The organism is Streptomyces sp. YIM S03343 (assembly GCF_054729195.1).
This window is the reverse complement of sequence record NZ_JBPUKX010000001.1, coordinates 5,667,033-5,689,147: the sequence shown is the minus strand read 5'-3', so window position 1 is coordinate 5,689,147 and position 22,115 is coordinate 5,667,033. Positions and strand designations below refer to the sequence as shown.

At 68.4% G+C, this 22,115-nt stretch carries 18 protein-coding genes and 1 other RNA gene; 7 read left to right on the top strand and 12 right to left on the bottom strand.

Features of this window, described 5'->3' with window-relative positions:
- Nucleotides 1-140: 140 nt before the first annotated feature.
- A complete protein-coding gene (locus ACSYGN_RS24840) occupies nucleotides 141-878 on the bottom strand; it encodes an alpha/beta fold hydrolase (protein ID WP_460399210.1) in 738 nt (245 codons plus the stop codon).
- Nucleotides 879-1,239: 361 nt separating this feature from the next.
- Between ACSYGN_RS24840 and ACSYGN_RS24835 the strand changes: the two genes are divergently transcribed.
- The 6 genes from ACSYGN_RS24835 to ACSYGN_RS24810 all read left to right on the top strand — a co-directional run bounded on the left by ACSYGN_RS24835 (nucleotide 1,240) and on the right by ACSYGN_RS24810 (nucleotide 10,699).
- Nucleotides 1,240-2,532: an ABC transporter substrate-binding protein gene (locus ACSYGN_RS24835; protein WP_460399208.1), complete on the top strand. Its 1,293-nt coding sequence runs from the start codon at nucleotides 1,240-1,242 to the stop codon at nucleotides 2,530-2,532.
- Nucleotides 2,529-3,497 carry a carbohydrate ABC transporter permease gene (locus tag ACSYGN_RS24830; protein WP_460399205.1) on the top strand — a complete coding sequence of 323 codons (969 nt, stop codon included), beginning with the start codon at nucleotides 2,529-2,531 and terminating at the stop codon, nucleotides 3,495-3,497. The genes ACSYGN_RS24835 and ACSYGN_RS24830 overlap by 4 nt, the downstream gene beginning before the upstream one ends.
- Nucleotides 3,494-4,318 (top strand): carbohydrate ABC transporter permease, encoded by an 825-nt coding sequence (locus tag ACSYGN_RS24825; protein ID WP_460399203.1) that lies wholly within the window; start codon nucleotides 3,494-3,496, stop codon nucleotides 4,316-4,318. Before ACSYGN_RS24830 ends, ACSYGN_RS24825 begins: the two co-directional genes overlap by 4 nt.
- An 11-nt stretch (nucleotides 4,319-4,329) precedes the next feature.
- Complete coding sequence (gene yicI / locus ACSYGN_RS24820) at nucleotides 4,330-6,579, top strand: alpha-xylosidase (protein WP_460399201.1); 2,250 nt, start codon at nucleotides 4,330-4,332, stop codon at nucleotides 6,577-6,579.
- Nucleotides 6,579-7,589 (top strand): LacI family DNA-binding transcriptional regulator, encoded by a 1,011-nt coding sequence (locus tag ACSYGN_RS24815; RefSeq protein ID WP_460399199.1) that lies wholly within the window; start codon nucleotides 6,579-6,581, stop codon nucleotides 7,587-7,589. Before yicI ends, ACSYGN_RS24815 begins: the two co-directional genes overlap by 1 nt.
- A 152-nt stretch (nucleotides 7,590-7,741) precedes the next feature.
- Entirely contained in the window at nucleotides 7,742-10,699 is a 2,958-nt protein-coding gene (locus tag ACSYGN_RS24810) for a glycoside hydrolase family 3 protein (RefSeq protein WP_460399196.1), read from the top strand.
- Nucleotides 10,700-11,050: 351 nt separating this feature from the next.
- Here ACSYGN_RS24810 and ACSYGN_RS24805 read toward each other — a convergent pair whose 3' ends face one another.
- The 8 genes from ACSYGN_RS24805 to ftsE all read right to left on the bottom strand — a co-directional run bounded on the left by ACSYGN_RS24805 (nucleotide 11,051) and on the right by ftsE (nucleotide 17,335).
- The gene (locus ACSYGN_RS24805) at nucleotides 11,051-11,653 is read right to left on the bottom strand and encodes a hypothetical protein (protein WP_460399194.1); all 603 of its coding nucleotides are present in this window, start codon (nucleotides 11,651-11,653) and stop codon (nucleotides 11,051-11,053) included.
- Nucleotides 11,654-12,481: 828 nt separating this feature from the next.
- Entirely contained in the window at nucleotides 12,482-12,835 is a 354-nt protein-coding gene (locus ACSYGN_RS24800) for a hypothetical protein (protein WP_460399192.1), read from the bottom strand.
- Nucleotides 12,810-13,298, bottom strand: coding sequence for an RNase A-like domain-containing protein (locus ACSYGN_RS24795; protein WP_460403709.1), 489 nt, complete (start codon nucleotides 13,296-13,298; stop codon nucleotides 12,810-12,812). The genes ACSYGN_RS24800 and ACSYGN_RS24795 overlap by 26 nt, the downstream gene beginning before the upstream one ends.
- A gap of 49 nt (nucleotides 13,299-13,347) precedes the next feature.
- Nucleotides 13,348-13,747: a transfer-messenger RNA gene (gene ssrA, locus ACSYGN_RS24790) on the bottom strand.
- Nucleotides 13,748-13,876: 129 nt separating this feature from the next.
- On the bottom strand, nucleotides 13,877-14,356 hold the full coding sequence (gene smpB, locus ACSYGN_RS24785; RefSeq protein WP_460399190.1) for an SsrA-binding protein SmpB: 480 nt from the start codon (nucleotides 14,354-14,356) through the stop codon (nucleotides 13,877-13,879).
- 93 nt (nucleotides 14,357-14,449) lie between these two features.
- Nucleotides 14,450-15,631, bottom strand: coding sequence for a S41 family peptidase (locus ACSYGN_RS24780; protein WP_460399188.1), 1,182 nt, complete (start codon nucleotides 15,629-15,631; stop codon nucleotides 14,450-14,452).
- A 68-nt stretch (nucleotides 15,632-15,699) separates the two neighbouring features.
- Nucleotides 15,700-16,617 (bottom strand): permease-like cell division protein FtsX, encoded by a 918-nt coding sequence (gene ftsX, locus ACSYGN_RS24775; protein ID WP_460399186.1) that lies wholly within the window; start codon nucleotides 16,615-16,617, stop codon nucleotides 15,700-15,702.
- Between the two features lie 28 nt (nucleotides 16,618-16,645).
- Nucleotides 16,646-17,335, bottom strand: coding sequence for a cell division ATP-binding protein FtsE (gene ftsE / locus ACSYGN_RS24770; protein ID WP_460399184.1), 690 nt, complete (start codon nucleotides 17,333-17,335; stop codon nucleotides 16,646-16,648).
- A gap of 267 nt (nucleotides 17,336-17,602) precedes the next feature.
- On the opposite strand from ftsE, the gene ACSYGN_RS24765 reads away from it, so the two are divergent.
- Nucleotides 17,603-17,794 (top strand): hypothetical protein, encoded by a 192-nt coding sequence (locus ACSYGN_RS24765; protein WP_460399182.1) that lies wholly within the window; start codon nucleotides 17,603-17,605, stop codon nucleotides 17,792-17,794.
- 209 nt (nucleotides 17,795-18,003) lie between these two features.
- Here ACSYGN_RS24765 and ACSYGN_RS24760 read toward each other — a convergent pair whose 3' ends face one another.
- The 3 genes from ACSYGN_RS24760 to ACSYGN_RS24750 form a co-directional block, all read right to left on the bottom strand.
- Entirely contained in the window at nucleotides 18,004-18,633 is a 630-nt protein-coding gene (locus ACSYGN_RS24760; RefSeq protein WP_460399179.1) for a hypothetical protein, read from the bottom strand.
- A gap of 312 nt (nucleotides 18,634-18,945) precedes the next feature.
- Nucleotides 18,946-20,052, bottom strand: a complete 1,107-nt coding sequence (gene prfB, locus ACSYGN_RS24755) for a peptide chain release factor 2 (protein WP_460399177.1) — start codon at nucleotides 20,050-20,052, stop codon at nucleotides 18,946-18,948.
- Between the two features lie 604 nt (nucleotides 20,053-20,656).
- Complete coding sequence (locus ACSYGN_RS24750; RefSeq protein WP_460399175.1) at nucleotides 20,657-21,898, bottom strand: serine/threonine-protein kinase; 1,242 nt, start codon at nucleotides 21,896-21,898, stop codon at nucleotides 20,657-20,659.
- Nucleotides 21,899-22,115: the final 217 nt, after the last annotated feature.

The window sequence follows — 22,115 nt, the reverse complement described above, 5'->3', positions numbered from 1 at the left end:
GGGGGCTTCCTGTCCTGGTCCGGGGCCGATGACAGTGACTTCCTCGACCCTCATCCCGCCGTCGCTGGTAGTGGTGCCTCGGTGGACGCGGGTGGCCTTGTGCTCCATGATCAGCAAATTCAGCGCCTGCTGCACGCCGGTCAGCGGGTGATCTCGTCCAGCAGGGATGCCAGTTCGATCGGCCGGGAGAACATCGGCCAGTGTCCGGTCGGCAGGTGGTGCAGGTCCATCCCAGCCATCGGCTCGAAGACCGGGTTGCCGCTGTCGGCCAGCATGCGTACCTGTTCGGGGGTGAAGGTCGAGGCGATCACCGAGCAGCGCGTGTCCGGCGGCGGCGTGGGACGGTCCAGGGGGCGAGTGGCGGTCGCGAACGGCTGCGGTGTGGCCGACTTGACTATGCGCGCGAGGCGTTCGCTGGTGAGTCCTGCCAGGTTGTCCGGATCTGCTGCCGGGTCGAACGGCGGTACCGGCAGCCGCCAGCCGTCCCCCTTCTCCGCCACCTGCTTGCGCCACTCCTCCTGCTTCTGGGGCTCATTGAAGTCGATCACAGCCATGCCGGCGGGCAACGGACCGGTGTCCACGTACACGATCCGTGCGATGCGCTCCGGGATCCGGTCGGCGGCGCCGGTGACCGGCAGGTTCGCTCCGCTGTGCCCGACCAGCACCACGTTCCGCAGACTGTTGTCGTCGACGAGACGGACGATGTCGTCTATGTGTGTGTAGACGTCCACATCGGGGGTGGCCTCGGCTGCGCGGTCGGCCAGGCCGGTCAGCGTGAGGGGATAGACGTCATGTCCCGCCGCTCTCAGCTCAGGTGTCACTTCTTCCCATGCCCACGCTCCGAGCCAGAACCCTGGGACCAGAACGATCTCTGCCATGGCTGCCCTCCATTCGTGTTTGCCTTGCCCTGCCGTGTCGCCAGGCTAAGGACGATGGCGGACAGCGGCTGTCCTAAATGCCAGGTGGCCGCCGCATCGAAACCATCGAATCGTTCGGCCCGTCGTACGGCATCCGCGGTTTTTACTGTCCGATAGTCCCAATTCCCACCGCACCCATTGACGCGCTCACAGCCCCCACATACCTTCCCCTGTCGAAGCGCTTCGACGTTACGCATCGAATCGATTCGACAGACGCTGCGTGACACCCCGACTACACCCCGGCTACACCCTGGCTACACCCCGACAAACCCCCGACCAACCCCGACTACCCCATCTGAACTTCCCTCCCTGGAGGAACGGGATGTTGACGACACGAAGGCGTGTGGTGGCTGCGGCGGTGATCCTGTCCGGATCGCTGCTCCTGACCTCCTGCGGCAGCTCGGACAGTGGTTCGTCCGATGGCAAGACTCTGAAGCTCTGGCACTACGAGGGCCCGGACAGCGCGATGGGCGTGGCGTGGAACGCCGCCATCAAGGAGTTCGAGAAGACCCACCCGGGTGTGAAGGTGAAGTTCGAGGAGAAGGGCTTCGAACAGATCCAGAAGACGGCGCCGATGGTGCTCAACAGCTCCGACGCGCCCGACATCATGGAGTACAACAAGGGCAACGCGACCGCGGGTCTGCTCTCCAAGCAGGGGCTGCTCACCGATCTGACGGCGGAGGCCACCAAGCGCGGCTGGGACAAGAAGCTCAGCGCGGGTGTGAGGACGACGAGCCAGTACGACACCAGCGGCGTGATGGGCTCCGGCAAGTGGTACGGCGTGCCCAACTACGCCGAGTACACGATGGTCTTCTACAACAAGGACCTGTTCAAGAAGTACAACGTCGCCGAGCCCACTACGTTCGACGAACTGACCGCCGCCATGGACAAGTTCGTCGCCAAGGGTGTCACCCCGCTCGCCAACGCCGGTGCCGAGTACATGGCGCAGCAGTACCTGTACCAGCTCGCCCTCACCAAGGCCGACCGCTCGTGGGTCGACAAGTACGAGCTGTACAAGGGCAAGACCGACTTCCATGACGCCGCCTGGACCTACGCCGCGAACACCTTCGCCGACTGGGTGAAGAAGGGCTACATCAGCAAGACCTCCAGCAGCACCAAGGCCGAGGACGCGGGCGTGTCCTGGCTGCAGGGCAAGTCGCCGATCCTGTTCTCCGGGAGCTGGTGGTTCGGCCGCTTCCAGTCCGACGCGAAGTTCAGCTGGGATTCGTCGCTGTTCCCGGGCACGAATCTGACGCTGGGTTCCGGCGGCAACCTGTGGGTGGTCCCCAAGGGCGCCAAGAACAAGGACCTCGCCTACGACTTCATCGACATCACCATGTCGAAGAAGATCCAGAACCTGCTCGGAAACAAGGGCGGCGTGCCGGTCGCCGCGGACGCCTCCGCGATCACCGACGCGCAGTCCAAGGCGCTGATATCGAACTTCAACAACCTGTCCGCCAAGGACGGGCTGGCCTTCTATCCGGACTGGCCGGTCGCCGGTTTCTACGACGTCCTGGTCTCCGAGACGCAGAAGCTGATCACCAGCAGTGAGAAGCCGGACGCGTACCTCAGCAACCTCCAGAAGGCGTACGACAAGGGCGTACCGCAGCAATGACGGTCAAAGCCGAACGAGGCGGACGGGTCTCCGGCGGGCGCAGGCCCGCCGGGGCCCCGCCCCGCCGCTCCCGTTCCCCCTACGCGCTGTACCTGGTGCCCGGCGTGATCGCCTTCACGGCGGTCATCGTCCTGCCGTTCGTGATGAACACCTATGTGGGGTTCACCGACTGGCAGGGCGTGGGCAGCCCGAAGTGGACCGGGCTCGCCAACTACCGGGAGCTGATGGACGACAGCGAGTTCTGGGCGTCGTTCCGGCACAGCCTGTTCATGGTCGTCGCCATGGCCGGCATCCCGACCGTGGTCGGACTCGTCCTGGCCGCCGCCCTGTTCGACTACATCGGCAAGCACTTCGGCAGCAAGATCACCGCGATTCTGCGGGCCTGCTTCTATCTTCCGCAGGTTCTGCCGATCGCGGTCGCGGGCATCGTCTGGAGCTGGATCCTGGCCCCGGACAACGGCTCCCTCAACGCCCTCCTCAAGGCGGTGGGCCTCGGCTCCTGGCAGCAGGACTGGCTCGGCGACCCCGACATCGCGCTGTACAGCGTGATGGCGGTGATGGTCTGGGTGCAGATCGGCTTCCCGCTGGTCATCTTCATGGCCGGTCTCCAGCGCGTCGACCCGCAGCTGCACGAGGCGGCCGAGCTGGACGGCGCCGGCTGGTGGGGCCGCTTCTGGCACGTCACGCTGCCGCAGATCCGCGCCGAGATCTATGTCGTCCTGACCTGGTGCACCATCGCCGCCCTGAAGGTGTTCGGCGCGGTCTACGTGCTCACCAAGGGCGGTCCCGGCGGGGCCACGGACGTGCCGTCGTACTTCTCCTTCTCCACCTTCTTCGAGAAGACCCAGGTCGGCTACGGCGCGGCGATCTCCACCGTGCTGACCGTGATCATCCTCGCCCTGGCGCTGCTCGGGCTGAAGCTCCAGACCCGCGCTGAGGACGCGGAGGAGGGGGTGCGCTCATGACGGCGAGACTGCGCCGGATGCCGGTGCTGCTGGCGTTGTGCATCGCGGCTGTCTTCATGATCCTGCCGTTCCTGATCGTCGCGCTCAACGCGATCAAGTCACCGGCGGAGTACTCCGCACACGGCCCGCTCAGCCTCCCCAAGGGCCTCTACCTGGACGGTCTGAAGGACTTCTGGGAGCGCGTCGACTACGGCCAGAAGCTGTTCAACTCGGTGCTGATCAGCGGCAGTGTGGCGGTGCTCGCGGTGGGTCTGTCGATCCTCAACGCGTACGCCATCGGCGTCGGCCGCATCAAGGGCCGCACCTGGGTGCTCGCCTTCTTCGTGCTGGCCAACATGCTCCCGCAGGAGGCGCTGGTCTACCCGGTGTACTACCTGTGCAAGGAGCTCGGGATCTACGACACCCGGCTCAGCGTGATCATCGTGTTCACGGTGATCCAGGCGGCGTTCGGCACCTATCTGCTGTCGTCCGTGCTCGGGCAGTTCCCGCCCGCGATCATCGAGGCGGCGCGGATCGACGGCGCCAACTCCTGGCAGATCCTGTGGCGGATCATCGTCCCGGTCAGCCGGCCCACGCTGGGCGTGCTGATGGTCTTCTTCTTCATCTGGACGTGGAACGAGTTCCTCCTCCCCCTGGTCATGCTGATCTCCAACGACAACCAGACGGTGTCGGTGGCGCTCGGCGTCCTCCAGGGCCAGCGCCTGATGGACGCCACGATGACCAACGCCGCCGCGCTGCTCGGTGTCCTCCCGGCGATCGTCTTCTTCCTCGTCTTCCAACGGACTCTCACCCGCGGCATCGCCGTCGGTGCAGTGAAGTAAGGACCCCCCACGTGAAGTTCACCGACGGCTACTGGCTGCTGCGCGAAGGCGTCACCGCGGCCTACCCGGTCCACGTTCTCGACGTAGCCGCCTCGGACGGCGCGCTGGAGATCCTCGCGCCGACCCAGCCCATCCGCCACCGCGGCGATCTGCTGAAGGGACCGGTCGTGACGATCCGCGCGCACGCACCGCTGCCCGACGTCATCGGCGTCACCTTCACCCACTTCGACGGCGAGCAGCCCCGCGGCCCCCACTTCGAGGTACGGAAGGAGGAGTTCAGCGCGCAGACGTCCTACGACGACGAGACCGCGACGCTCACCTCCGGGGCGCTGTCGGTACGTGTCGCACGCACGGGGACCTGGCAGGTCGACTTCCTCGCGGGCGGCAGAACGCTCACCTCCAGCGGCCCCAAGAGCATGGGCATCATGCGGGACGCGGCCGGCGCGCACTATCTGCGCGAGCAACTCGGCCTGGGCGTCGGCACGTCCGTCTACGGCCTCGGCGAACGGTTCGGCCCGCTGGTCAAGAACGGCCAGGTGGTGGACGTCTGGAACGCCGACGGCGGCACCGCGACCGAACAGGCCTACAAGAACGTCCCGTTCTACCTCACCGACGCGGGCTACGGCGTCTTCGTCGACCACCCCGGCAAGGTGTCCTTCGAGGTCGGTTCGGAGACCGTCTCCCGGGTGCAGTTCAGTGCGGAGACACAGCAGTTGACGTACTACGTCATCTACGGCCCCACCCCCAAGGAGATCCTGCGCAAGTACACCGCGCTCACCGGGCGTCCGGCGCTGCCGCCGGACTGGTCGTTCGGGCTGTGGCTGACCACGTCGTTCACCACGTCGTACGACGAGGAGACGGTCACCTCGTTCATCGAGGGCATGCGGGAGCGCGAACTGCCGCTGGCGGTCTTCCACTTCGACTGCTTCTGGATGCGCGAGTACAACTGGTGCGACTTCGAGTGGGACCCGCGGGTCTTCCCCGACCCGGCCGGCATGCTCGCCCGGCTCAAGGAGCGGGGCCTCAGGGTCTGTGTGTGGATCAACCCGTACATCGCCCAGCGCTCCCCGCTGTTCGCGGAGGGCAAGGCGCTCGGCCATCTGCTGCGCAGGCCCGACGGCAGTGTGTGGCAGTGGGACCTGTGGCAGCCCGGCATGGCGCTGGTCGACTTCACCAGCCCGGCCGCGTGCGAGTGGTACGCGGGCAAGCTGAAGGCGCTGCTGGACATGGGCGTCGACTGCTTCAAGACCGACTTCGGCGAGCGCGTCCCGGTCGACGTGGCCTGGCACGACGGCTCCGACCCGGAGCGGATGCACAACTACTACACCCAGCTCTACAACAAGACCGTCTTCGACCTGCTGGTCGAACACCGGGGCGAGGACGAGGCCGTGGTGTTCGCCCGCTCCGCGACGGCCGGCGGCCAGCAGTTCCCGGTGCACTGGGGCGGCGACTGCGAGGCGACGTACGAGTCGATGGCCGAGTCGCTGCGCGGCGGCCTGTCCCTCGGACTGTCCGGCTTCGGCTACTGGAGCCACGACATCGGCGGCTTCGAGGGCACCCCGACGGCCGCGGTGTTCAAGCGGTGGATCGCCTTCGGCCTGCTGTCCTCGCACAGCCGGCTGCACGGCAGCGCCTCCTACCGGGTGCCGTGGCTGTTCGACGAGGAGGCCGTGGACGTGCTGCGGCTGTTCACCCGTCTCAAGCTCAGCCTCATGCCCTACCTCAGCCGGGCCGCCCGCACCGCCCACACCGACGGCACGCCGATGATGCGCGCGATGGTGCTGGAGTTCCCCGACGACCCCGGGTGCGCGCATCTGGAGCGGCAGTACATGCTCGGCTCCGATCTGCTGGTCGCGCCGGTGTTCAACGACGAGGGCGACGTCAGCTACTACGTGCCCGAGGGCACCTGGACGCAACTCCTCAGCGGCGAGACGGTCACCGGGCCGCGCTGGGTGCGCGAGACGCACGGCTTCCTCAGTGTGCCGCTGCTGGTCAGGCCGGGTGCGGTGATCCCGGTGGGCGCGGTGGACGACCGGCCCGACTACGACTTCGCCGACGGCGTGACGCTGCGCGCGTTCGCTCTGGAGCGCGGGGCGCAGGTGACGGTGCCGGTCGGGGACGTGACCTTCACCGTCGCCCGGGAGGGCGACACGCTGCGGGCGTCGTGCAGCGACCCGTCGAAGCCGTGGGCGCTCGCCGCGGGTGAGCGGACCGCTCGGGCGGCCGCCGGGACCGGATTCCTGACGGTGGAGCTGGACTGATGGTCAAGATCACCGATGTGGCCCGGCACGCGGGTGTCTCCCCCAGCACCGTCTCCTATGCGCTGAGCGGCAAACGGCCGATCTCCCAGGAGACCCGGCGCCGGATAGAGATCTCCATCCGCGAGCTGGGCTACCGGCCGCACGCCGGGGCCCGCGCCCTGGCGAGCAGCCGGTCCAACGTCCTTGCACTGGTGGTCCCTTTACGCGCCGGTATCCACGTCCCGGTCGTCATGCAGTTCGCGGTGTCGGTGGTCACCACGGCCCGCCGCTACGACCACGACGTGCTGCTCCTCACCCAGGAGGAGGGTGAGGAGGGACTGCGCCGGGTCGCCGACACGGCCCTCGTGGACGCCCTGATCGTGATGGACGTCCAGCTCCGTGATCCCCGGGTGCCGCTGCTGCGCTCACTGGAGCGGCCGTCGGTGATGATCGGCTTCCCGCTCGACGCGGAGGGCGTGACCTGCATCGACCTCGACTTCAAGGCGGCCGGTGAGCTGTGTGTGGAGCGGCTCGCCGGGCTCGGGCACCGGGTGGTCGCGCTGGTCGGCTCGCCGCCCGAGGTGTACGTGCGGGAGACCGCGTTCGCCCAGCGGGTGGTCCAGGGCTTCACGGCCGCCGCCGTCCGCAACGGCATGGCCTCCTCGGTGCACCCCTGTGAGGCCGGGCCCGCCGCGGCCCGCCGGGTGGCGGAGCAACTGCTGCGCGAGAAGCCCGCGCTGACGGGGGTGGTGGTCCACAACGAGGCGGTCCTGAAGCCGTTGGCCGACGCGTTCGTGGAACTCGGGCTGCGGATACCGGAGGACCTGTCGGTCACGGCGATCTGCCCGGACGACCTGGCCGGCTCCCTCCGCGTCCCGGTCTCCTCGGTCGCGCTGCCGTCCGCCGAACTCGGGGAGCGGGCGGTCGAGTTGCTGATGCAGAAGCTCGACGGCCAGGCCGTACCGGACGCGACGCTGCTCACGCCGAGGCTGACGGAACGGGCCAGCACGGCGCCGCGCAACGTCCCCTGAACAACAACTGAATCCCCTCGAACGAATCCCCTCCGACGAGTCTCCTCGGATGAGTCTCCTCGGATGAGTCTCCTCGGATGATTCTCCTCGAACGACCGAGTGTCCCGGTGTGCAAGGCCCTGTCGCTAGCGACTAGTTGAAGGAGCCGCATCATGAATGGCACGACCAGCAGCAGAGGCACGAGAGGGAGAGGCGCCCGCGTCTCGTCGCGCGGACGCCGCAGAACCACGCTGGTGGTGGCCCTGGCCCTGATCGCGGGGCTGGGGGCCACCGTCCCGGCCCACTCCGACCCGGAGTACCCCTTCCGCGACCCGTCCCTGTCGGTGGACGCCCGGGTGAGCGATCTGCTCTCCCGGCTCACCCTCGACGAGAAGATCTCCCTCCTCCACCAGTACGAGCCCGCGATCCCCCGCCTGGGCATCCAGTCCTTCCGCACCGGCACCGAGGCCCTGCACGGTGTGGCGTGGCTCGGCAGGACGACGGTGTTCCCGCAGGCCGTGGGGCTGGCCTCCACCTGGGACCCGGCGCTGATCAAGCAGGTCGGCTCGGCGGTCGGCGACGAGGCACGCGGCTTCCAGCAGACCCGTCCGGCGGGCTGGGGCCTCAACCTCTGGGCGCCGGTGGTGAATCTGCTGCGCGATCCGCGCTGGGGCCGCAACGAGGAGGGGTACTCGGAGGACCCGTACCTCACCGGCTCGATCTCCACCGCCTACGGCACCGGACTGACCGGCGGCGACCCGGACCACCTCAAGACCGCACCGACGCTCAAGCACTTCCTCGCCAACAACAACGAGGTGAACCGGGACACGACGTCCTCGGAACTGCGCCCGCGTGTCCTGAAGGAGTACGACGAGCAGGCGTTCCAGCCGGCGATCGAGGCGGACGCGGCGACGGGCGTGATGTCGTCGTACAACCTCGTCAACGGCCGCCCGGACACGGTGAGTCCGGCGCTGAACGACACGGTCCGCAACTGGACCTCGGCGGACCTCCTGAACCTCACGGACGCCTACGCCCCCGGCAATCTGACGGGCAGCCAGAAGTACTACGCCACCCAGCCGGAGGCGGACGCGGCTGCCCTGCGGGCGGGCATCGACAGCTTCACGGACAACGACACGAACTCGGCGGTGACGACGACAGCGATCAAGTCGGCTCTGTCGTCAGGCCTGTTGAACGCATCGGACATCGACAAGGCAGCCGGCCACATCCTGAACATCCGAGTCCGCCTGGGCGAATTCGACCCGGGCGGCGGGAAGTACGGCGCGATCGACGCGTCGGTCATCGACAGCCCGGCCCACCGCGCGCTGGCCCGCAAGGCGGCGACGGAGGCGGCGGTGCTGCTGAAGAACCAGGGCGGCACGCTGCCGCTGCGGAAGTCGACGAGCGCGGCGGTGGTCGGCCCGTTGTCCGACACCCTCTACACGGACTGGTACTCCGGCACCCTCCCCTACGCCGTCACGCCGAAGGACGGCATCGAGGCGAAGCTGGGCACGGCGGTGGCGAGCAGCGAGGGCGTGGACAGGATCACGCTGCGGAACACGGCGACGGGCGGCTATGTCACGGCGGGCGGGGGCGATTCGGGCGCGGCACTGAAGGAAACTGCCGCCGTCCCGGGCACGGACACGCAGTTCGACGTGTTCGACTGGGGCGCGGGGGTGGTCACCCTGCGCTCGGCGGCGAACGGCCGGTACGTCGGCTACAACTGGTCGAACTTCGTGAACGACCAGACGCAGCCGAACGGCTGGTTCGTACAGCAGCAGTTCAAGCTGGAGAAGCAGGACGACGGCACGTATCTGCTGCGCTACGCGGGCTACGAGACTGCGGAGTCGTGGTGGTCGAACCCGGTGTATCTGGGCCCGACCGGCGCGGACGGCACGCTGGGCCTGGTCACGAAGGAGAAGGCGGCGCACTACACGAAGGACGTGGTGCGGGACGGCACCGCGGAGGCGGTCGCGGCGGTCAAGGGCAAGGACACGGCGGTGGTGGTGGTCGGCTCGATGCCGGCGATCAACGGCCGCGAGGCCCACGACCGCACGGACACGGGCCTGGCCCCGACGCAGGAGGCGCTGGTCAAGGCGGTGAAGGCGGCCAACCCGAAGACGGTCGTGATCGTGGAGAACAGCTACCCCACCACCCTGGGCGCCCTCCAGAAGCAGGTCCCGGCCCTCCTCTGGACGACCCACGCGGGCCAGGAGACCGGCAACGCCCTCGCCGACCTCCTCTACGGCGACGCGAACCCGGCGGGCCGCCTCACCCAGACCTGGTACCGCTCGGACTCCGACCTGCCGTCGATCCTCGACTACGACATCATCAAGTCGGCCCGCACCTACGAGTACTTCAAGGGCAACCCGCTCTACCCCTTCGGCTACGGCTTGTCGTACACGAAGTTCCGTTACTCCGACCTCCGCAGGACCGGCGACGGCTACACGGTCCGCATCACCAACACGGGCACCCGCACGGGCGCCGAGGTGGCCCAGCTCTACACCCACCAGCGCACCTCCCGCGACAAGCAGCCCCTGAAGCAGCTCCAGTCGTACGCGAGGGTGACCCTGAAGCCGGGCGAGACGAAGACGGTCCACCTGAAGCTGCCCCGCACGGCTCTGGCCCACTGGGACGTGACGAGGGACAAGTGGGTCGTAGAGACCTCGATGTACGACGTCATGGTCGGGTCGTCGTCGACGGACATCCACGCCCGCACCTCCTGGCAGGTGAAGGGCGAGACGATCCCCCCGAGGAACCTCACGAAGGTGACGCGCGCGGAGAACTTCGACGACTACGCGGAGGGCATCCACCTGGTGGACGAGTCGAAGACGAGCGGCACGGCGGTGTCGTCGGCCTCGGACGGCGCGTGGCTGAAGTTCGCGGACGCGCAGCTCGGCTCGGGCGCACATGAGTTCAGCGCCAGGGTCGCCGGGACGACTGGCGGCACAATCGAGGTGCGCCTGGGCTCCCCGACCGGCACCCTCGCCGGCACGGCACACTTCTCGGGCACGTCGTCGGCGTACGACTACACGACGGTGACGGCGGACCTGACGAAGGCCGCGAAGGGCCGGACGGACATGTACCTGGTCCTGGGCAAGGGCGTACGCCTGTCGACCTTCACGCTGCGCTGAGTTCCTTGCGGTGGAGCGTGACCGGCGGGGCTGTCTTCGTACAAGGCGAAGGCGGCCCGGCTGCCTATTCCCCCACGGAAAGTGGAGGAACGCCGAGTCCGCGGTACCTCTTCGGGGCGGGTGCGGCGATCTCCCATCCGGTCATCATGCTCACGGCTGCCGCATGCCGCTGCACGCCGCTGCCGCCGCCCAGGCAGGGCTCCCGCTCTCCCTGTCACGTCTACCTGGTGCTGTGCGAGGGGCTGCGGCTCTCGACGTTCAGCCTGCGCTGATCACCACGACGAGAACGGCGTTCCTCTCCGGGAGTCCTCCCGGAGAGGAACGCCGTCCGTGGGGGACCGGATCCCCTCGCTAGTCCTGTTCGACCAGGTACTTGACGGAGTCCACCACGAACTCGCCGTAGTGGAGGGCCGCGCCGATGGTCTCCATCCTCGTGTACTGGTCCGGAGACAGCGACCCGCCAGGGGTGTACTCAACGGCCCTCAGCAGTATGCGGAACGCCAGGTCCGGAGTGCAGTGGCGGGCACAGTCGACGAGCGCGGCACGCACCTCGGTGGCCAGGAACTCCATCCTCTCGATCTCGGTGACGACCGCGTCACGGTGGGCCCAGCCGTCCTCCGTGTCGATCCCGGTGAGCGGGCGTACGTCCGGCTTCCCGGACAGCCGGGCGTCACACAGTCCGATGACCGTGCGCGTCCACTCCGCTCCCGTGGTGCGCGCGAAGCTCGCCATGTACTGCGATCCGGCCGTCCACAGCACCTCGAGCGTCTCCGAGGGAAGGTTCTCGACGAGTGTCCCTGCGTCCCGGCGGACCGCCAGGACCTCCTCATCGACCTCCGCAGCAAGGTGTTTCGCGACGACGTCAGCGGCAGTGGGCCCGTCGTATGTCCAGTCCTCGTGGAAGAAACTCATCACCCACGAGACACCGAAAGTGAACTCGGTGAAGCGCTGCACTGCGTGTTACCTCCCTATGTCGGGTAGCAGGTCTGCACGTAGTAGCCGAAGGGGTGCTTCCCCGCATTCTTGGGCACCCTCACGAGCTTGATGACGAAGCCGTGTACCTGGTCCTGGGCAAGGGCGTACGCCTGTCGACCTTCACGCTGCGCTGAGTTCCTTGCGGTGGAGTGAGCCAGGCTGAGCTGTGATTCGAACGCCAGATTTCTGGGCCGTGTGGGCTTGCCCCGCACGGCCGGGCACGGTGTATTTTCATTTTCGTACGTAGCCCCCGCCACGGCGGGCACCGAGACAGGGGCTACAACTCGCCTGGCGTGGCGCCGGAGGCCCCTAATATTGCTGGGGGCCTCCAACTGCCTGGCGAGCCACCAGAGCATCCACCTCCTCACGCGCTTGGCCTGCTGTTCCGGCAAGAGCCGGATCAGCCGGTCGGCGAGAGTCGGTTTCGGCCTGGCGTGACGGCCCACAGGCGCGCCTCCCTTTCCTGAGGAGACGGCTGTCTGAGGCCCGGAACCGTCCCGCTTCGTTCCGGGCCCCGAGGAGCAGGGGCCCGGAACGAGGGAGGCGCACCCAAGGATGCGTCACTCGCGGGACCATACCGCCAACTTCCTTTGCAAGTAGGACACTTCACCCTTAGCGCACTTGACCGATAAGCCGTCACGCCTCGGCCACATCGACCCCCACCTCACGGCCACGGCTACACACCGGGCCGCACCCGCACCCGCCACTTCGCAGCACTTCGCCCCGCCGGACAGATCCGACGGGGCGAAGCAACAAGCCCGAATCAGCCGACAGCGTCCCGGGGGACAGCGGGCCCCTGCGGTGCGGCTAGCCGTCGGTCACCAGGTGCTTCACGTCGGAGACCACGTACTCGCCGTAGCAGAGAGCCGCCCCGAGCCCCTGAAGCCGCGCGTACTGCTCGGGAGTCAGTGGCAGTTCGAATCCCTTGACACTTTCAGGGATGGCTCTCAGCAAGAGCCGGAACGCGAGGTCGGGTGTGCACCGTCGGGCGCACTCGGCCAGAGCCTGCCTGACCTGGTCCGGCAGGAACCGCGCCTGACCGATCTCGGCAAGGACCGCCTCCATCACGTCCGCGCCGTCCTCTGCGTCGGCGCCGGTGAGCGGGCGGATGTTCTGTTTCCCAGCCAGCCAGGCATCACACAGACCGATGATCGTTTCCATCCACTCGGCACCCGTGGTGAAGCCCCGGCGAGGGTTGGAGAACTCGCCTTCGGGATACGTCCCAGCCTGCCACAGTGTCTCGATCATGTCCGAGTCGAGGTGGTCCAGCAGGAATCGGGCATCGCGACGGATGGACAGAACCCATGATCCGGTACCGGTTGCCCGCCTTGCTGATCGTCGTGCCGTCCGTTCGGGCTACCCAGCCCAGAGAGTTCTTCGCCCCGAAGGTGCCTTCCCACACCTTCTCCTGCTTGTTCTTGTCGCGAAGCCACTTGGCGATCTCACTTCCCTTGTCGGCGATCGCGTAGTCCACGACCTGCTGTGCTGTCTGCAGATCGGTGAACACACCGTTCGGCTTGCCCTTCGACGCGGCCAGCGCGAACGCCTCCGCCTCCGTCGGGTCCACTTGCTCGTCGAGGACGTGCGCAAGTCCGGGGGACCCCGATGGTGCCCATCCGGGCATGACGAAGGCCCCGCCGCTCGGAAGCGACGGGGCCTTGCCCACATGGGATGAGTGGAGATGGCGGGAATCGAACCCGCGTCCACCGGTGTGGAATCAGGGCTTCTCCGTGTGCAGTCCGCTGTGCTTTTCTCAGCCCCGGAGATCACGCGGACAAGTCTCCGACGGGCTCAGTCACTGTGAGTTTCCCTCTTCACCCCGTGACCGGGATCGAGGTTGAGTCCCCTTGATGATGCCAGGATCCGGGTCGGGAACACTCCCGGGCTGACACTCCCTCAGTAGGAGAGCTGCGACTCGCTACCTAGATCAGGCAGCGAGGGCGAGCTCGCCCTGGGAGATGGATCGCTTGGAATTGGCGATTATTTTTTTCGGCCTGTGGTTTACGAGATCATGGCCGCTTCCTCGACACGCTTCCCCTGCTTCGACAGCCGCTGTCGAAACCGATCATCCCCATGTTGATTTTTCAATGTGCACACCGGACAACGTCCGATGTCAGTGCCATCGTACGGGATCAGCCTGGTGGCATGCCAGTTTATTTCCCGTCCGCCGGGCCCGTCGGCCTGCCTACGCGACCGGCCTGCCTATGCGCGCTGCTTGCGGCGGGCCGCCGCCACCGCGCGGTCCGTCTCGCGGCGGTCCTGCTGCTCGCGCAGGGTCTGGCGCTTGTCGTACTCCTTCTTGCCCTTCGCCACCGCGATCTCGACCTTGGCGCGGCCGTCCTTGAAGTACAGGGCGAGCGGCACGATCGTATGACCGGTCTCCTGTGACTTCGACTCCAGCTTCTCGATCTCCGCGCGGTGCAGCAGCAGCTTGCGCTTGCGGCGAGCGCTGTGGTTGGTCCAGGTGCCCTGGGTGTACTCGGGCACATGCACGTTGTGCAGCCACGCCTCGTGACCGTCGAGCTGGACGAAACCGTCGACCAGCGAGGCCCGACCCTGGCGCAGCGACTTCACCTCGGTACCGGTGAGGACCAGACCGGCCTCATAGGTGTCGAGGATGTGGTAGTCGTGCCGCGCCTTCTTGTTCTGCGCGATCAGCTTGCGCCCTTTTTCCTTAGCCATAGTGCGGACCATTTTCGCACCATGGGAGGGGCAGGGGGGTACTCATTAACGACCGGTTCGACGTCCGGTTCAGGGTCCGGTTCGCGGTAGGGGCTAGCCGCCCAGGCCGCTCAGGACCGTTTCCGCCCTCGCCACCGCCGCCTGGTCCGACTGGTCGACCTTCGCGTCCTCCAGGTCGGGGGTGATGCCGTGGCCGTCCACGGAGCGGCCGGAGGGGGTGTGGTAGTGGCCGACGGTGAGCTCGGCGACCGAGCCGTCGGGCAGGTCGCTCGGCATCTGGACGGAGCCCTTGCCGAAGGTGCGGGAGCCGACGACTATCGCCCGGCCGCGGTCCTGGAGGGCGCCGGTGAGCATCTCGGCCGCGCTCATGGTGCCCCCGTCGACGAGGGTGACGAGGGGCCGTTCGGTGTCGCCGCCGGGGTCGGCGTGCAGGGCGCGCTGGTCGCCGTTCACGTCGTACGTGGCGACGAGGCCGCCGTCGAGGAAGGCGGAGGCGGTGGTGACGGCCTCGGAGACCAGGCCGCCGGAGTTGCCGCGCACGTCGAGGATGATCCCGGAGTCGTCCGGGGCCTGCCGTACGGCGGTGCGGACGACATCGCCCACGCCCTTGGTGAAGGCGGCGATCTTGATGACGGTGACCCCGTCGGGGAGCTTGCGCACGGTCACGGAGTCGGTGGAGAGACGGGCCCGGCGCAGGGTCTCGGTCCACGCGCGCGTGCCGCGCTGCAGGCCGAGGGTGACCGTGGTGCCGGCGGGGGCGTCCTTCGCGTCACCGCGCAGTAAGGAGACCACCTCGGTGACCGGCCGCCCGTCCACCGCGGTGCCGTCGAGGCTGCGCAGCCGGTCGCCCTTGCGGATCCCGGCCGCCGCGGCGGGCGACCCGGACTGCACCTTGCTGATCTCGATACGGCCGTCCCGCTCACGCCGCGCCCACAGACCGACGCCGGTGTACTGGCCGTCCAGCGCCTCCTGGAACTCCTCGTAGTCGCCCTGGGAGTAGACCGCGCCCCAGCGGTCCCCGCTGCGGCTCACAGCGCGCTCGGCGGCCTCCATGGGGGACTTGCCGTCGGCCATCGCCTCGGCGGCGGCCTTCTCGACGTCGTTGTGCCGGGAACCCGAACGGGCCGTGCCGGACGGGGACTTGCCGTCGGACCGGTCCGCTTCGGGGAAGGAGCCGGTGGCCGCGCCGGTCACCAGGACGCTCGCGAACAGCAATGTCAGGGCGGCCCCGCGGCGGTGACGGCGGGGCTGGCAGAACAGGTCGCGGCCTGACATGGCCGTGAGTCTAGGACAACGCGAGAGGGCCGCACGGCCGGTTGACCGTACGACCCTCTTGGGATGCGTCACACCTTCAGGTACTTGCGCAGGGCGAAGAAGGCGGCCAGAGCGGGCATCAGCAGGCTCGTGGCGAGGATCAGCGGCAGCTTGGTCAGCACGGCGTCCCAGCCGATGAAGTTGATCAGGTTCAGCTTCTGGGAGAGGGCCAGACCGTGGTCGATGATGAAGTACCGCGCGATCACCAGGAATCCGCAGGCCACACCTCCGCCGATCAGTCCGGCGACGGCCGCCTCCATGATGAACGGCGCCTGGATGTAGAACCCGGAGGCGCCGACCAGGCGCATGATGCCGGTCTCACGCCGACGGCTGAACGCCGAGACGCGCACCGTGTTGACGATCAGCATCAGGGCCACCACCAGCATCAGGGCCATCACCGCGCGCGCGGCCCAGTTCATGCCGTTCAGCAGACCGAAGAGGTTGTCCAGGATGCCCTTCTGGTCCTGTACGGACTGCACCCCGTCGCGCCCGTCGAACGCGGTCGCGACCACCTGGTACTTCTGCGGGTCCTTCAGCTTGATCCGGTACGACTCCTGCATCTGGTCCGGCGTGAGGGAGCTGGCCAGCGGAGAGTCGCCGAACTGCTCCTTGTAGTGCTTGTACGCCTGGTCCTGCGACTCGTACGTCACCTTCTCTATGACCGTCATCTTCTTCAGGTCGGAGAGGATCTGCGTCTTCTGGTCCTCGGTGACCGCGCCCTTGGCGCAGTTGGCGTCGGACTCGGCGTCGCTCTTGTTGCAGAGGAAGATCGAGACGTTGACCTTGTCGTACCAGTAGCCCTTCATGGTGCTGACCTGGTCGCTCATGAGGAGCGAGCCACCGAACAGCGCCAGGGACAGGGCGACGGAGACGATGACGGCGAACGTCATCGTCAGATTGCGGCGGAGACCGACACCGATCTCGGACAGAACGAACTGGGCGCGCATGGCGTCTGGTTAAGCCTTTCCGGAACCGTCAGTGCTGATAGCCGTAGACGCCGCGCGCCTGGTCGCGGACGAGGCGGCCCTGCTCCAGCTCGATGACGCGCTTGCGCATCTGGTCCACGATGTTCTGGTCGTGCGTCGCCATCACCACCGTCGTACCGGTCCTGTTGATCCGGTCCAGCAGCTTCATGATGCCGACGGAGGTCTGCGGGTCGAGGTTGCCGGTGGGCTCGTCGGCGATCAGCAGCTTGGGACGGTTCACGAAGGCGCGCGCGATGGCGACGCGCTGCTGCTCACCACCGGACAGCTCGCCGGGTCTCCGGTCCTCCTTGCCGCCGAGCCCGACGAGGTCGAGCACCTGCGGCACGGACTTGCGGATCTCGCCCTTCGACTTGCCGATGACCTCCTGCGCGAAGGCGACGTTCTCCGCGACCGTCTTGTTCGGCAGCAGGCGGAAGTCCTGGAACACCGTCCCGAGCTGGCGGCGCATCTGCGGCACCTTCCAGTTGGAGAGGCGTGCGAGGTCCTTGCCCAGGACGTGCACCTGGCCGTGGCTGCACCGCTCCTCGCGGAGGATCAGCCGCAGGAAGGTGGACTTTCCGGAGCCCGAGGACCCCACGAGGAACACGAACTCGCCCTTCTCCACCTCGAGGGTCACATCCCTGAGTGCGGGGCGGGTCTGCTTGGGGTAGACCTTGGAGACATTGTCGAATCGGATCACGGATGCACCACGGGTCGCCGGGGGTAGATGAGCGTGACCATACGCGAACCCGGTGCAGGCGTGCAGGCGCCGGTCCTGCTTGCGCGCGGCTTGTATGTTTTTGTACCCGCCTTTGGGGTCCTGTGGGGCCGCGCACGGGCCAGTACGAAGGTCGGTGCCCGGGAGCGCACGGAATCTGGGACAGTGGGATCTGGGACAGTGAAAGGGAACATTCCCGGTTGCGGGAACGTTGGTCTGTGTGATGGCCGGTGCAAGGAGGGCGAGCGCATGACGTACGACCGGTTGGTGTGCGCAAACTGTGCAGCGCCCGTGAGCGAGGGCCGGTGCCCCGTGTGCCGGGCGAACCGCGAGCGGCTCCAGCAGGAGAACTTTCTCGGCGGGCTGAACCCGATGATGCTGATCGCACTGCTGGCGGTGCTGATCGCCGCGGTCGCGCTGCTGGCGCACCAGACGGCGTAGGACGGCTGGGCGGCGCAGCTGCGGGGCCGCCGGGCGGGCGTGGTCGTGGGGGCTGCGTGTGACTGGTGCGGCTGTGGTCGTGTGTAGCTGGTGCGGTTGCGGGTGCGGCTGATGTGTGTAGCTGATGCGGTTGCGGGTGTGGCTGGTGTGGCTGTGCGAGAGGCCCGGAGCGGGTGCTCCGGGCCTCTTGTCGTGCGCGGCGGCCTTCGTCAGGCCGCTGCGCCGCCGTCGCGGCCATTCATCAGGCGCGGGAGCACCCGGAAGGCGATACCGCCGGCGATCATCGTCGCGGCGCCGATCAGCAGGAACGCGGTCTGGCCCGCACCGGTCTCGGCGAGCTCGTCGCCGCCGCCCTGGGCGGTGGTGTCCGTGCCGGTGTCGGTGAGGTTCGAGGTGCCTGCCTCCTGGGCGGTGGCGCCGGAGCCGCCGTCGGGGTTGGCGTTGTTGCCGCCGCCGCTGTTCCCGTTGCTGTGTCCGTTCCCGTGCCCGTTGCCGTTGCCGTGCCCGTTGCCCGGGGTGGTGGCGCCACCGTCGGTGGGCTCCTCGGTGGGCTCCGACGGCTCGCCCGTGGGCTCGGTCGGCTCGCTCTCCGACGGCTCCGCACTGGTCGACGGCGCCGGGGCGGAAGAGGTCGGGTCGTCGGGCGGCGTCGACCCCGGGGCGGTCGGGATCGTCGATTCGGTGGGGCCGTCGGCCACGGCGTCGACGCTGGTGCTGCTGTCGGTCGTCCCGCTGAGGTCGAGGGCGGAAGCGGCGCCCGCGGCGGTCAGCGACGCGCCCGCGGCGATCACGACGCCGGCGGCCACACGCGCGACCCGGATCCGCGTTTTGTTGGTCATCTGGTTGCTACCCCCAGTAGCTCATCGTCAATGAGGCGGCGCCCGGGGCTGTGATCGACAGGGGACGGCAACTGCGTTCGCGAAAGCCCCCGGTTCACATGCGCCCCAGAGATACGCATGCCATCCTTCACCCTTCCCATTTTCCATGGCACCGTCAAGGCCATTGCGAACGGGATGCCCCAATTCGGGGCTGTTTGCTGGGAGTTGGATTCTGTGAGTGTGATGTAGAACCCAGATGAAGAAGAACTGCCGCCCACTGGTGAACAGTTGGACGGCAGTTCGGTGATCTCGGTCTTTCTGCTACGGCGCCGGCTACTTCTCCTGCTGCTTGCGCCAGCGAATTCCGGCCTCCAGGAAGCCGTCGATCTCGCCGTTGAACACAGCCTCGGGGTTGCCGACCTCGTACTCCGTGCGCAGATCCTTGACCATCTGGTACGGGTGCAGCACGTACGAACGCATCTGGTTGCCCCAGGAGTTGCCACCGTCGCCCTTGAGCGCGTCCATCCTGGCCTGCTCCTCCTGGCGGCGCCGCTCGAGCAGCTTGGCCTGAAGGACGTTCATCGCGGTCGCCTTGTTCTGGATCTGCGAGCGCTCGTTCTGACAGGAGACGACGATGCCGGTGGGCAGGTGGGTGATGCGCACGGCGGAGTCGGTGGTGTTGACGCCCTGGCCGCCGGGGCCGGAGGACCGGTAGACGTCGATACGGAGCTCGGACTCGTCGATCTCCACATGGTCCGACTGCTCGACCACAGGCAGCACCTCGACGCCCGCGAAGGAGGTCTGGCGGCGGCCCTGGTTGTCGAAGGGCGAGATCCGCACCAGGCGGTGGGTGCCCTGCTCGACGGAGAGGGTGCCATAGGCGTACGGCACCTGCACCGCGAAGGTGGTCGACTTGATGCCGGCCTCCTCGGCGTACGACGTCTCGTAGACCTCGGTCTTGTAGCCCCGCTGCTCCGCCCAGCGCAGGTACATACGCTGGAGCTTCTCCGCGAAGTCGGCGGCGTCGACGCCACCGGCCTCGGCGCGGATGTTGACGAGCGCCTCACGGGCGTCGTACTCCCCGCTGAGCAGCGTCCGGACCTCCATCTCGTCCAGCGCCTTGCGCACCGCGACGAGCTCCGTCTCGGCCTCGGCAAGGGTGTCCGGGTCGTCCTCGGCCTCGGCGAGCTCGAAGAGCACGCCCAGGTCGTCGATCCGGCCGCGGAGGGCCTCCGTCTTCCTGACCTCGGCCTGGAGGTGGGAGAGCTTGCTGGTGATCTTCTGCGCTTCGTCCGGGTTGTCCCACAGGGACGGCGCGGCCGCCTGCTCCTCGAGCACGGCGATGTCTGCCCTCATCTTTTCGAGGTCCAGAACGGCCTCGATCGACTCCATGGTCGAGGAGAGGGACTTGAGCTCTTCGGATACGTCGACGACTGCCACGGCTCCAGCGTAACGGCTCCGCCGGTGGGCGGGGGTCTGCGGCCTTGGGCTCCGCCGTCGGGCCCCCCGAGTGCTGCCTCGGGGCTCCGCCCCGGGCCCGGAGTTCGTCCGGGGGCTGCGCCCCCTGCCCCGGAGCGCTGCGTCGGGGCTGCGCCCCGGCTCTTTTGCCCACCCGCCCGCCCGACTCCGTCGGCTGCATAGCCCCCGCCCCCCGGGGCTCCGCCCCGGACCCCGCAGTGTGATCCGGGGGCTCCGCCCCCGGGTTTCCCACCCACCCACCCGTCTCGGTTGGCTGTGTGGTGCACCGTCCGGCTTGCCGAGTCGACCCCGCCCTGGCTCGGTCAGGCTGTGTCGTTCGCCTCCCGCAGGCCGAGCCGAGCCCCCACCCCCCACACCGCGGATTCGTCGGTCCCCATCCAGCTGACCGAGTCGAGCCCTCCCACCCGAGTCGGTCGGTTGTGTGGGTGCCCATCCAGCCGCCCGAGTCGGGTGGTGGGTGGGCATAGGCCGGAGGTCCAGGGGGCGGAGCCCCCTGGGGCGGGAGCGTACGAGGGCCCAGCCCTCGCACCCACCCGCACCGGGGTGCCGGCGTGCCGACCGCAGGTCACGGCGTGGCCGGGGCCGAGTTCTGGGTGTCCCTCGGGGCGTCGGAGGCGCCGTCGCCCGTCGTGGCCAGCCAGGCGGCCACGCCTATCGCGGCGGCGACGGCCACACCCACCGCGCCCAGCGTGAGACGGCGGCGGCGCGCTGCAGCACGGTGGCGGGCTGCCGAGCCGGGGCGCGGGGCGCCGGGGGTGCGGGGGGCGCGGGCCGTCCCCAGCGCACCGCCCGCCAGCTCGTCCGGCGCAGGCACCCGCATCGACGTGTGCGTGTCCCGGTTGGAGTCCGGCTTGGCGCCCGGCACCAGCGGTACCGCGCCCCTCCGCTCCGGGGCCGGTGGTGCCGGGGCGGCGGACGGGGGCTCGGTCTCCGGCTCCTCCTCGGGGTCGGCGTCCGGCTCGTCGACGTCCAGCGGAGGCATCCCCGCCAGCATCGGCAGCAGCTCCCGCAGCCGTCCGCCCAGCTCGGACGCCCTCAGCCGGGAGGCCGGTGCCTTGGCGAGGCACTGCAGGATCAGCTGCCACAGCTCGTCCGGGATGCCGGGCAACGGGACGACCCGCTCCGTGACATGGCGGCGCAGCACGGCTCCGGGGTGGCCGCCGCCGAACGGTGTGAAGCCCGCGAGCAGCTCGTACAGCACCGTGGCCAGGGCGTAGATGTCGACGGAGGCCCGGGGCGGCAGCCCCTCGACGATCTCCGGGGCCAGATAGTCCGGCGTACCGATGATCTTCGTGGCCTTGCTGCGCTTCGGCGTGTCGATGAGTTTCGCCACACCGAAGTCGGTGAGCAGCGCGCGGTGCGAGCCGCCCGGGCCGAGCGGGCCCTGCATGTCGAGGAGGACGTTCTCCGGCTTCACATCACGGTGCACGACCCCGGCGGAATGCGCGGCGGCGAGCCCGTCGGCGATGTCGGCGACGATCGCCACCGCCGCCTCGGGGGCGAGCCGCCGTTCCCGTTCCAGGCGGGTGCGCAGATCGGTGCCTCGGATGAGGTCCATCACGAGCGCCAGGTCGTTGCCGTCGACGACGAGGTCACGCACCGACACGACATTGGGGTGCTCCAGGCCCAGCAGCGCCGTGCGCTCCTGGACGAAGCGACCGACGAGCTCCTGGTCGGACGCGAGGTCCTCGCGCAGCAGCTTGATCGCGACGGGCCCGTCGGGCCCCTCGCCCAGCCACACCGTGCCGGCGCTGCCCCGCCCCAGGATCTGGTTCGCGGTGTACCGGCTGCCGATCTTCCGTCCCAAGACTGCTCCTACAGACGCGTGTTGCCGACAAAACTACGCGTCCGACGAACCGGCCCTCACCACAGAGGCGGAAATCACCCGCCACGTGTCGACAAATCCCCAGACTCGCCGCGAGCAGGGCGCAAGTGCCGGCTGTGCACTTCGTGCACAACCGGAACAACGGGCACGACTCGCACGGCGGACCGGCGGATCGGCGGATCCGGCCGTCCGTGGACAG